The sequence below is a fragment of the Pseudovibrio sp. Tun.PSC04-5.I4 genome, assembly GCF_900104145.1.
Lineage (GTDB): Bacteria > Pseudomonadota > Alphaproteobacteria > Rhizobiales > Stappiaceae > Pseudovibrio.
Genome location: NZ_FNLB01000006.1, coordinates 1,251,614 through 1,263,452 on the forward strand (window position 1 = coordinate 1,251,614; position 11,839 = coordinate 1,263,452).

Consider the following 11,839-nt stretch of genomic DNA (forward strand, 5'->3'; position numbering starts at 1 on the left):
GGAAGGGTAACCCATGAATGCTCCGGCAAAGATTCAAGAGACGAAAGCCGAACAGAGCTTAAACACTCAGTTCGACGCAATTATTGCAGATAAAACGCAAAATAACGCAATTCAACGCAAAGACGCGTGGGACGCTTTTAAAGCAAAAGGCATCCCGCATCGCCGCGTTGAAGAGTGGCATTATACCGATCTGCGCACAAAGATGAGAGATGCGTTCGCGCTGGCCGCAAAGTCTGCTCCCAAGGCAGATGCACTGCAAGGTGCAGGTGGTTTAGGCACGCACCGGATCGCGATCGTCAATGGTCGTTACGTTCCAGAACTGTCGTCAAATCAAGAGCTTGCTGGCTTGACGGTCACAGCGACTGATGGTGTTGTCGCTTCTGAGCTAATAGCCAAAGACGCGATGATCAGCCTCAATCAGGCTCTGGTTCAGGGCGGCATTGAGATCACCGTGGCAGACAATGCCAAGATCGAAATGCCAATCGAGATCGTTCGCTATACAGATGGAACTGAGGTCAGCTCCTACTCCAGCACACGCGTTGAAATTGGCGCAGGCGCAAAAGCACTATTTATCGAAAGCTTTGAAGGTGAAAGCGCAGCGGATTATCAATCCAACGCATTCACGCAGATCAACGTTGGCGATAACGCGGATATTCACTGGCTTAAGCTTCAGGTCGAATCTGAAAAAGCTCAGCATATCGAGACGCTTGGCATTGAACTGGGAGCGAAAGTTAACTTCCAGCACTTCATCTATAACGAAGGTGCCGCACTCTCCCGTGCCCAGCTTTTCGTTGAGCTCAAAGGTGAGGGAACCCACGCAGGTCTGCGTGGAATTTCTCTGCTAAAAGACGCGCAACATGCTGATATTACACTCTATGTGAACCACGCTGTTCCTGAATGTGATAGCCGCGAATACTACCGCACAGTGGTTGATGACAAAGCCCGCGCTGTTTTCCAAGGTAAGATTATTGTTGAGCCCGGCGCTCAAAAGACCGACGGTCAGATGATGATCAAATCACTCCTTTTGAGTGATACCTCTGAAATCAATGTGAAACCTGAGCTGGAAATCTTTGCAGATGATGTTCAGTGCGCTCATGGTTCAACCACCGGCGACATTGACGAAGACCTGCTGTTCTATCTCATGGCACGCGGTATTCCCGAAGATCTAGCTCGTAAAATTCTCATTCTGGCGTTCCTTTCTGAGGCGATTGAAGAATTTGAAGAAGAGCGTTCAGTTGAGATTCTGGAAGCAATGACCCGCAAATGGCTCGGCGCTGAGGATTTGGTAAGCGAATGACCAAGGTAGAAAAAATTGCTGTAACAACGGCTTATGACGTGGAGAAAGTTCGGAAAGATTTTCCGATCCTCTCGACGCAAGTCTACGGCAAGCCTTTGGTTTATTTGGACAATGGTGCATCTGCGCAAAAGCCGACAGCGGTTATTGATGCGATCACCAAAGCCTATACCGAAGAGTATGCCAACGTGCACCGCGGTTTGCATTACCTGTCAAACACGGCCACAGAAAACTTTGAAGCGGCACGCGAAATCACGCGCCGCTTCCTGAATGCACCAAGTGTTGATGAAATTGTCTTCACAAAATCCACCACTGAAGCCATCAATCTGGTTTCTTATGGTATCGAAGACGATATTCAGGAAGGCGATGAAATCATCATCTCCATTCTTGAGCATCACTCCAACATTGTGCCTTGGCACTTCCTGCGAGAGCGCAAAGGCGCTGTCATCAAGTGGGCGCCAATTGCAGAAGATGGGACGTTTCTGCTGGAGGAGTTCGAGAAACTCCTGACAGATCGCACCAAGCTTGTTGCAATCACACAGATGTCCAACGTGACTGGCACTGTCGTTCCTGTAAAGGAAGTGACGCGCTTGGCACATGAACGCGGCGCGAAAGTCCTTATCGATGGCTCACAGAGCGCTGTCCATATGCCTGTTGACGTACAGGATCTGGATTGTGATTTTTTTGTCATCACAGGCCACAAACTCTATGGTCCAAGCGGAATTGGTGCGCTTTACGGCAAAAAGGAAATCCTCAACAACCTCCGCCCTTTCCAGGGTGGCGGTGAGATGATTAAAGACGTGACCGAGTGTCATGTTACCTATGCTGAAGCACCGCACCGTTTTGAGGCAGGCACACCTCCTATCGTCCAGGCTATTGGATTAGGGGCTGCGCTTGACTATATGGATACTTTAGGGCGCGAAAACATTGCATTGCATGAGGCTTCCCTGCGTGATTATGCGCAGCAACGCTTGAAGGAAGTCAATTCCTTAAAGATCTTCGGGAATGCTAAGGGGAAGGGCGCTATCTTCTCCTTTGAGATTGAAGGCGTACATGCCCACGATATCTCAATGGTAATTGACCGGGAAGGCGTTGCTGTACGAGCCGGAACCCATTGCGCTCAGCCATTGCTGGCGCGTTATGGCGTAACAAGTACATGTCGTGCCAGTTTTGGGTTATATAACACCCATGCAGAAGTTGACCGCTTAGTAGAAGCTTTGCGTAAAGCGCAAATGATGTTTGGTTAGGACGGATGACAGATAACACACAAACAAGCGAGTTCTCTGACGGACCTCTGACAACTCCTGAGATTATTCAGAGTTCAGCCATTCCGGTCGAAGAACTGGAAACTCTCACGAGTGACATTATCGCGGCTATTAAAACTGTGTTTGATCCGGAAATTCCGGTCGACATCTATGAACTTGGCCTGATCTACAAAGTCGATATCGAAGATGACAGAGCCGTCAAAATCGATATGACCTTGACAGCTCCGGGTTGTCCAGTTGCTGGCGAAATGCCGATCTGGGTAGAAAACGCAGTGAATTCAGTGCCGGGCGTTGGCACCGTTCAGGTTGATATGGTTTTTGATCCTCCGTGGGATCCAAGCCGTATGTCTGACGAAGCCCGCGTTGCATTGAACTTCTTCTAAGGTTTAAAGCGCGCTTTAAGCAAAAGGGCACTTCAATTCAATTGGAGTGTCCAAGGAGGACGTAATATGACCTCAGCATTTCAGGTGCTATCAGTAACCGACGAAGCGGCGCAGCACATTCATGCTCTGCTGGATGCTAATGAAGAGCATCCACTGGGTATTCGTGTCTCTATTAAAACCGGCGGCTGCGCTGGCATGGAGTACGAGCTGGGTTTGGTTTCAGAAGTCAAAGCTGGTGATGATGTGGTGGAAGACAAGGGCGTAAAGGTCTTTGTAGATCCAGCTGCAACTCTGTATTTGCTTGGAACGGAAATGGGATTTGAAACCACTAAGTTCCGCTCTGGCTTTATATTTAAAAATCCAAACGAAGTGTCTGCTTGTGGTTGCGGTGAATCTGTAGAGTTACTGCCGGCTGATCTATCTAAGTTTGCGCTAAAAAACTAAGTAAGTCCGGGTTCCTTACCCGGGCATGGCAATGGGTGGCTATGTCATGTCTCTGTTTAATTCATTAAAAAACGATAATCTAGAGACATGGCATAGCTATACCAAGCACGAATTTGTTCAAGGGCTTGGGAATGGCAAACTGCCTATTGCCTCCTTTAAAAAATATCTTGTCCAAGACTACCTGTTTCTGATTGAGTTTGCCCGTGCCTATGCTCTTGGCGTGTACAAATCAACGGACCTGACGCAAATGCGCAAATGTCTTTCTTCTGCTAAAGGCATTCTGGACACAGAGATGGGGCTTCATATCCGACTTTGTGAATCTTGGGGGCTGTCAGAAGCTGATATTGTTGCAACACCGGAAGACCCTGCCAATCTGGCATACACTCGATACGTTCTTGATACGGCAATGAAGGGCGATATGCTCGACCTTAAAGTCGCCCTCGCACCTTGTGCTATTGGCTATGGCGAGATTGGCGCGGCACTGGCTCTGCAAGAGGGAGCGTTAAGCGCACAGAACCCGTATGCAGAATGGATTCGCGAATATTCTAGTGATGAGTATCAAGAGCTGGCGGCAGACGCAGTTAAAGAGATAGACGAGCTAGGTGCTCTGTATGCAACAGAGGCTCGTTACGTCCAATTGTCTAGAGTATTCCGTGAGGCTACTAGACTTGAGGCCAATTTCTGGCAGATGGGCCTGGAGTTATAATCCACCAAAAGGAAGACTTCACAATTCTGTGTATGGATAAAATGCGCAATCTCCTTGTCGATAACCGATGAGATGCTGCAAAGTTTTTATTTAATTATTCTATTTGGTGCCATTTATGTCTTTATCTATATTTTTCACGCCAGAAAACCGGCCCGATTTTTTAGAAAAAATCCGCTGCAGGCCGATGTTTGGTGGTCATGGCTATTACGTCAACGGTAAGATATTTGCGCTTGTGCGTGAAAAATCGCTTTATTTGAAAGCAGGCTCTGGCAATGTCGCTGACTTTCTTTTAATGGGCCAGCTTCCCTATATCCATCAATGTTTCGGGGAGTACTTCCCAACGAACTTCTATTCTGTCCCGCGAGATGTCGTAGTTGACCAAGGTGGGCTTGCCAGATGGATGGAAAAAGCGATCCGTCATACGGAAAATCAGACCACTTCAAAAATCTCAGATCGTCTCGATAGCCGACATAAAAAGGCGACCGGCATAATTTTGGTCGCCCATAATACATTCATTTTTTGATCTGAAAACCGCTGATTAAGCGACCTGTGTGACAGAAGGGATCTTTTTGTCTTCTTCGGCTTTCACAAGGTTGCGGCCAGCTTTTTTAGCAGCATAAAGCGCCAGATCAGCACGAGAGATCATACTCTCAGCATTATCACTTTCTCTGAAGGTTGAAATTCCGATTGAGATCGTGATCCGGCCCAGGTTCTCACCGGTAGAACGTTTTACAAGTTCTTTGGCAACAACGGCCCTACGAATATTCTCCGCAATGATCCTAGCGTCTTCTATAGTAGTACGCGGCAGAATAATGCCAAATTCTTCACCGCCATAACGGCAGGCAATATCGCTGTTCTTGACGTTATGTTTCACAGCCAAAGCAACCAGACGCAACACCTGATCACCAGTTTGGTGGCCATAATTGTCGTTAAACTGCTTAAAGTGGTCGATGTCTGAAATTAGCAAGGAGAGGGGAGCGTGGCTCTCTTCCGCTTCTTTGACAGAGCGAACGAGGCTTTGATCAAAGTGCTTGCGATTGTTCAGAGTTGTAAGCTCATCTGTCAGTGATTCATATCGGATGGCCTCAAGACCTTCCTGAAGTACGCCGATCTGCCGCCGGGAATCAACCAGCTGTTCACGCAATTCCTGATTGCTCTCAGCAGTTTCAGTCGTCATTTTTGCAAGGCTAATAACCAGTTTGGACAGTTGGGTTTGGTCACTTACATTCTCAAGCGCACTCAGCGTTTTGGCGAGCTCTTCACCATACCGAGTGGTCTTGAGAGTACCTTGATCCAGCGCAGAAATAAGTTCCCGCACTTCCTCAGATATCTTATCACCAACTTCGTCAATCCGCTCGCCAAGGCGATTGGGAGACAGAAATCGATTGTAGATCTTCTGAGTATCTCCGGGAGAAATTTTACCGTCTCGCGCAAGAATTTTATTTATGGTGCGGTTTAACGCACGGTTGAAACCGGACGCGTAAGAATACCATAGCTCATAATTGCGTGGAAACGCTGGGAGCTTATTGGTTTTGATGTAATCGAGCGCACTGTCTGCATAAACGATAGTACGCTTGAACTCGTCTTCTTGACTCATGATTGCATCACCGCGTCACGGAAAGGGCTACCCCATTATTAGTAAGCTAATTTAACATTAGCAAATTTAATGGGATACACCTAACCAGTGGTTAACCTCAGAAAAATGGGTTATCGGCTTTGAACTTTGGGACGAGTTCCACGTAAAAGGAACGCCGGAATGTGACTTGCGTTACGGAAAATAGCTTCATCTTTCTGTACTGCAACACGACGTCCGCCTCTTGGGCGCACAGGGCTCTGAGGTTCTGCAATTCTCTGAGGTTCTACAGCAGCAGAAACGGTTGGTTGTTCCTCAAGGCCGGCAGGTACAACTTCAACAGCAACCGCCTGAATTTCTGGTGTTTCTTGCGGCTCAGCCTTTACCTTACGCGGGCGAGCTTTGCTCTTGTCATTGCGGGCAGTACGGCGGCGAGACTTTCTCTCTTCAGCAGCAGCAGTAAAGTCCATTGGTTCGCCAATCCACTCAAGCTCTTTACCAATGGTCTCATTGATAGCTTTCAGAGCTTTCTCATCCTTGCCGGTCACAATGGAAATAGCTGTTCCTTCTCGGCCTGCACGTCCTGTGCGGCCAATACGGTGAACATAGTCTTCTGAGTGAATCGGGAGATCAAAGTTGAATACGTGACTTACAGACGGAATATCTAGGCCTCGAGCTGCAACGTCACTCGCAACGAGAACCTTGATCGTTCCCTTCTTGAAGTTGTCCAGCATAGTCATGCGTGACCGCTGGTCCATATCACCATGCAAGCCGCCAACGGAAAACTCGTGGCGAATGAGGGAGCGCAGGAGTGTGGCCACATCACGCTTACGATTACAGAAAACGATCGCGTTCTGTAAGTCTTCTGCGCCTTCAATTAGTTCACGGAGTTTCGCGCGCTTGTCATAATCCTCGGAGTCTGATGCAGCAATACGCTGTGTAACTGTATCGGCAGTAACAGAATTCTTAGCAACTTCAATCTGCGCAGGGTTCTGCAGGAAGGTATCTGTCAGGCGTTGAATCTCTGTCGGCATTGTTGCGGAGAAGAACAGTGTCTGACGTGTAAACGGAATGAGCTTACAGATACGTTCAATATCCGGGATAAAGCCCATGTCCAGCATACGGTCAGCTTCATCGATAACCAGAATCTCCACGCCCTGAAGCAGCAGTTTACCGCGTTCGAAATGATCAAGTAACCGGCCTGGGGTCGCGATAAGAACATCAGCGCCACGTTCAAGCTTACGGTCCTGCTCAGCAAAAGAAACGCCGCCAATGAGGAGGGCAACGTTTAGTTTGTGGTTTGCACCGTACCGGTTAAAGTTATCTTCGACCTGCGCTGCAAGCTCACGGGTTGGCTCAAGAATAAGTGTTCTTGGCATACGTGCGCGAGCGCGGCCTTTTTCCAGAAGAGTAATCATCGGCAATGTAAAACTTGCCGTCTTCCCGGTTCCGGTTTGAGCAATACCGAGCACGTCCCGGCGTTCCAAGACGTAAGGAATTGCTGCAGCCTGAATAGCTGTTGGCTCTGTATAGCCGGATGTTTCTACAGCAGCGAGTACTTTCTCACTAAGTCCGAGAGTGGAAAACGACATATTTCATGTTCTTTGCGATATATGAGGAGAGAAGCTGGAATCCGTATGGGTTACAGGTCTCTCCCACCAGTTTGGCGGAACACTACAGTTATAGGCAGCGTTGTCAATAAAATCCGCAGCATAACCGATATATTCCTTCAAGTTATGCCTAGGTTTGGAAGCGCTAACTTGTGCTTAACTAAGCAAAAGCTGCAGAATTAGGCCAGTTCTATATATTTAGATCCGTTGCAAATTCTGCTCGTTCCTGAATGAAATTAAACCTTGCTTCGGGTTTATTACCCATCAACTGCTCCACTGCATGTCCGGTTTCTATCACTGCATCTTCAGCAATGACCACTTGAAGAAGTGTTCTGCGTTTCGGGTCCATGGTTGTTTCTTTCAGCTGAGATGGCATCATCTCCCCCAGTCCTTTAAAACGGCCGATTTCAATCTTGCCGTTCTTTTTAAAACTGGTTCTCAAAAGCTCTTCGCGGTGCTCGTCGTCTCTTGCGTAGAGTGTCTTCCCGCCTTGGCTGATGCGGTAAAGCGGGGGGACTGCAAGGTGGAGGTGCCCATTATGGATAAGGCCTGGCATCTCTTTATAAAAGAACGTTATCAGTAGCGCCGCAATATGCGCCCCATCCACATCTGCATCCGTCATGATAACAATGCGCTCGTAACGCAGGTCTTTATCATCATAATTGGATCGTGTACCGCAACCCAATGCCTGAATAAGATCGGAAAGCAGTTGGTTTGCCAATAACTTATCCCGGCCAGCATTGGCTACATTCAAGATCTTACCGCGCAGTGGAAGGATGGCTTGTGTTGCACGGTTCCGAGCCTGCTTTGCTGAACCGCCCGCAGAATCGCCCTCCACGATGAACAATTCAGTTCCTTCAGACTTGCTGGTGGAGCAATCCGCCAGCTTGCCGGGAAGCCGAAGCCGTCGCACAGCGGTTTTACGGGCAACATCTTTGTCCTGACGCCGCTTAAGGCGTTCATCAGCACGGTCAAGTACCCATTCAAGAAGCTTGTTTGCCTGATTAGGGGAGGCCGTTAGCCAATGGTCAAACGCATCACGAACAGCATTTTCTGCAATGCGCGTCGCTTCATTGGTCGCCAGTCTGTCTTTGGTCTGGCCAACAAATTCCGGTTCACGAACAAAAACAGACAGCATCGCAGCGGCGGACGTCAGCACATCATCCCCTGTGATGATAGAAGCTCTCTTATTGCCAATCAGCTCGCCGTAAGCTTTCAACCCGCGCAACAGCGCATAGCGAAGCCCGGTTTCGTGCGTTCCGCCGTCTGGAGTGGGGACAGTATTACAGTAGGAGTTGACGAAGCCGTCACCAGCAAACCATGCAACAGCCCATTCAACAGAACCATGTTTGCCGGTTGCCTGTGTCCGACCGGAAAAAATTTCGTCTGTGACGCGTCGTTCCTGTCCAAGTGCTTCACTCAAATAATCTTTAAGACCGCCCGGGAAGTGGAATGTCGCGTTTTCTGGAACGCCGTTCGCGTCACTCGTCAGCGATTTAGCACAGCGCCAGCGAATTTCTACACCGCCAAACAGGTAGGCTTTGGAACGAGCCATCTTCATCAGACGGGCAGGTACAAATTTGAGTGTCTTACCGAAAATCTCAGCGTCTGGTTTGAACCGAACCATTGTACCGCGGCGATTGTGAACATCACCAACCAGTTCCAGTCCACCATCGGCAAGGCCACGCCGGAACGTTTGGCGGTAAAGCTTACGGTTACGAGCAACTTCCACAACAAGCTCTTCGGAAAGAGCGTTCACAACGGAGATACCGACACCGTGAAGGCCGCCGGATGTCTCATAGACCTTGCTGTCAAACTTACCGCCTGCATGCAACGTCGTCATAATGACTTCAAGTGCAGACTTATCTTTGTATTTAGGGTGCTGGTCGACCGGAATGCCGCGCCCATTATCTGTAATCGTCAGATACCCATCATCACCCAAGGAGACATCGATCCAACTGGCGTGGCCAGCGACGGCCTCATCCATGGAGTTGTCAATCACTTCGGCAAACAGGTGGTGAAGAGCTTTTTCGTCCGTTCCGCCGATATACATACCAGGACGCCGACGAACAGGCTCCAGCCCTTCCAACACTTCAATATCAGCGGCCGTATAGTCCGTGCCGTCGCTCGCACCCACGGGAGCCTTTCTCGCAGGAGAGGGCTTTGCAGAGGAAGCAGGCGCACTTGGAGCTGAAGTTTGTTTTCTTTTAATGTCACTGGAAGCGGTGGTTAAATCTTCCACGCATTTGGCAACACTTGCAAACAGATCATCACGCGAGCTCATCATACCTCTTTGATTTGGCTTTGTGCTTTCACAGCAAACGAATCGAATGGCAGTCTTGCAGGACTAAGAGAAAAGGGCAAAATTCTGCCAGCGTTCTACTCTTGTTCCTTGTGGGTAAGCGCGTTTTTGCACGATTTGACGCATACCCGTTACGACTACCAATCCAATTGAAGCTCTAGGGCAAGCCATATGCGCCATTCCCGGCGAAAATACAAACGTCAAATAACGGAGCTTGTATGAAACACTCCGTGTATTTGCACTGTGCATACACAGCCAAAGCGTGCTCTCACTGCGAAATGTTGCGAGCATGCAACAGCATTTCGCAGTGAGAGGAATGGTAGAAACTGACACTGGCTCACTCATGTCAAATTGGGTAGTTTGCCGTGTCCGTGTCCGTGTTGTAGAGGTGGTCGAACTGTGTGGTTTTTTTGTTAAGCGGACGAGAAGCTAGGCATTTGTAAGATTATTTGTGACAATTTGAAGATACATCACCTTTGGAGCCAAAATTGACATTTTTGCATTTCATAGCCTCGGGAGAACTTAGGCACCGAAAGCGCAAGAAGTCAGAACCAGTAGTCTAACTACAACGGTCAAGTGAGGCATTTTGAAAGTAGCTCTGTTAAAAGATGAAGTGGCAATGCATCGCGGTGCATTTACGCGTCTTGCGACGAGTTTGGGATGTGCCTCCATCCTCACTCTTCTTATCTTGGGACATGCTCACGCACTCGACACAAAAAAGAGTGCCATGGAAGCCGTCAATCAGATGGCAAATATCACACCGCAACAAGCATTGCGGGATGGCGCGCGAGCCTATTACTCTGGAGAGAAGGATAAGGCACTCTCACCACTTCGCTACGCTGCTGAAAATGGCCAGCCCATGGCTGCCTGGAAACTAGGTAGAATGTATGCTCAAGGGGATGGTGTTCCAGAAGATGACTTACAAGCCTTCCAGTACTTCTCGCAGGTCGTCCGTGAATATTCCTCTGAAGGTCCGAAAGCAAGGTCCGCACCCTTTGTGGCAAGCGCTCTGGTCGAGCTTGGTCATTACTTCCAGACCGGTATCAGTGACACCGCAGTAAAACAGAACCCAAACAAGGCGCGTGAGATCTTTACTTATGCGGCCTCCTATTTTGGTGATGCAGATGCTCAATACAGTTTAGGCCTTATGTATCTGGATTCTGAGCAGCCGGATCACGACAACCGACTAGCCGCACGTTGGCTAAAACTGGCCGCAGTTAAAGGTCATGTGGGTGCTCAGGCAAAATTTGGCGAACTTCTCTTCTTTACAGAAGAACTGACATCAGCACGCATAACCGGCCTTAAGTGGATGACGCTCGCTCGCCGGCAAATTGTCAGCGGTGAAAAAGATGCATGGATCATCTCACTGCACGAAAAAGCATTTTCGCTTGCATCAGAGCAAGAGCGCCGCAAATCTGCGGAATGGGCTGATGAATGGCTGAATAAACGTAGTAGCCTCGTCGCATCTACAAACTAATCCATCCAAAATTTTATATTTCTTGGCTTTTATCACTTGACCTCGCAGGATATTTTTGTAAATTAAAACATGAGTTCAATATTCATGTTTGTTATTGACCTCTGTTTGGCGATTGTAGATCCACTTGCGGGTCTCTGGAATAAACTTGGGGTGAGTCTTTTGTGCTCACCCTTTTTTTTATGTGCTGACTAGCGGAAATCCTAAAGTTTTATGCGTTTGCATGGGTGCGGTTTAAGTCTCTGAAATTTCAGTGTTTTCAACAGCGAAACATCAAGATCTCTTTTTTGTCGTATGTCTTGGGAAAAACTCTAAAACGCTATTGCCAAGCTTTAAAACACTGCCTATATACCTGCTTCAAGAAGACGCCACGGCGTTGAGGTGATTTTGTCGGAGCATAGCGCAGCCTGGTAGCGCATCTGGTTTGGGACCAGAGGGTCGCAGGTTCGAATCCTGCTGCTCCGACCATTTATCACATCGGTTGTATTGATCGGAGCATAGCGCAGCCTGGTAGCGCATCTGGTTTGGGACCAGAGGGTCGCAGGTTCGAATCCTGCTGCTCCGACCATCAACACAACCGCCGAATTGATCGGAGCATAGCGCAGCCTGGTAGCGCATCTGGTTTGGGACCAGAGGGTCGCAGGTTCGAATCCTGCTGCTCCGACCATTTCCTCCCAAGTAATCTCTTCATAATTCAATTTAGAATGTAGACAGCGGCGTACGCTGTTTTATTTGTTGTGCTCTGTGCTCTGTGCTCTGTGCTCTGTGCTCTGTGCTCTGTGCTCTGT

General features: G+C 48.6%; 10 protein-coding genes and 3 tRNA genes. 10 read left to right on the forward strand and 3 right to left on the reverse strand.

Annotated elements, in window-relative coordinates; genetic code table 11:
- Positions 1–13: 13 nt before the first annotated feature.
- The 6 genes from sufD to BLS62_RS10750 all read left to right on the forward strand — a co-directional run bounded on the left by sufD (position 14) and on the right by BLS62_RS10750 (position 4,615).
- Positions 14–1,297 (forward strand): Fe-S cluster assembly protein SufD, encoded by a 1,284-nt coding sequence (gene sufD, locus BLS62_RS10725; protein ID WP_093180396.1) that lies wholly within the window; start codon positions 14–16, stop codon positions 1,295–1,297.
- Positions 1,294–2,541 carry an aminotransferase class V-fold PLP-dependent enzyme gene (locus BLS62_RS10730; protein ID WP_093180398.1) on the forward strand — a complete coding sequence of 416 codons (1,248 nt, stop codon included), beginning with the start codon at positions 1,294–1,296 and terminating at the stop codon, positions 2,539–2,541. Before sufD ends, BLS62_RS10730 begins: the two co-directional genes overlap by 4 nt.
- Positions 2,542–2,546: 5 nt before the next feature.
- Positions 2,547–2,942: an SUF system Fe-S cluster assembly protein gene (locus BLS62_RS10735; protein WP_093180401.1), complete on the forward strand. Its 396-nt coding sequence runs from the start codon at positions 2,547–2,549 to the stop codon at positions 2,940–2,942.
- A gap of 66 nt (positions 2,943–3,008) precedes the next feature.
- Complete coding sequence (locus tag BLS62_RS10740) at positions 3,009–3,386, forward strand: HesB/IscA family protein (protein WP_093180405.1); 378 nt, start codon at positions 3,009–3,011, stop codon at positions 3,384–3,386.
- A gap of 46 nt (positions 3,387–3,432) precedes the next feature.
- Positions 3,433–4,092, forward strand: a complete 660-nt coding sequence (gene tenA, locus BLS62_RS10745; protein ID WP_093188761.1) for a thiaminase II — start codon at positions 3,433–3,435, stop codon at positions 4,090–4,092.
- A 115-nt stretch (positions 4,093–4,207) separates the two neighbouring features.
- A complete protein-coding gene (locus BLS62_RS10750; protein WP_093180408.1) occupies positions 4,208–4,615 on the forward strand; it encodes a TfoX/Sxy family protein in 408 nt (135 codons plus the stop codon).
- Between the two features lie 15 nt (positions 4,616–4,630).
- On the opposite strand, the gene BLS62_RS10755 is transcribed toward BLS62_RS10750, so the two are convergent.
- The 3 genes from BLS62_RS10755 to parE form a co-directional block, all read right to left on the reverse strand.
- Positions 4,631–5,689, reverse strand: a complete 1,059-nt coding sequence (locus BLS62_RS10755; RefSeq protein ID WP_093180411.1) for a GGDEF domain-containing protein — start codon at positions 5,687–5,689, stop codon at positions 4,631–4,633.
- Positions 5,690–5,799: 110 nt separating this feature from the next.
- Entirely contained in the window at positions 5,800–7,257 is a 1,458-nt protein-coding gene (locus BLS62_RS10760; protein ID WP_093180414.1) for a DEAD/DEAH box helicase, read from the reverse strand.
- Between the two features lie 208 nt (positions 7,258–7,465).
- Positions 7,466–9,559: a DNA topoisomerase IV subunit B gene (gene parE, locus BLS62_RS10765; RefSeq protein ID WP_093180417.1), complete on the reverse strand. Its 2,094-nt coding sequence runs from the start codon at positions 9,557–9,559 to the stop codon at positions 7,466–7,468.
- Positions 9,560–10,163: 604 nt separating this feature from the next.
- Between parE and BLS62_RS10770 the strand changes: the two genes are divergently transcribed.
- The 4 genes from BLS62_RS10770 (at position 10,164) to BLS62_RS10785 (ending at position 11,718) form a co-directional block, all read left to right on the forward strand.
- Entirely contained in the window at positions 10,164–11,054 is an 891-nt protein-coding gene (locus BLS62_RS10770; RefSeq protein WP_208990811.1) for a tetratricopeptide repeat protein, read from the forward strand.
- A gap of 388 nt (positions 11,055–11,442) precedes the next feature.
- Positions 11,443–11,519: transfer RNA gene (locus BLS62_RS10775), tRNA-Pro, on the forward strand.
- Between the two features lie 23 nt (positions 11,520–11,542).
- A tRNA-Pro gene (locus BLS62_RS10780) sits at positions 11,543–11,619 on the forward strand.
- Positions 11,620–11,641: 22 nt separating this feature from the next.
- Positions 11,642–11,718 (forward strand) — tRNA-Pro (locus BLS62_RS10785).
- The last annotated feature ends 121 nt before the right edge of the window (positions 11,719–11,839 follow it).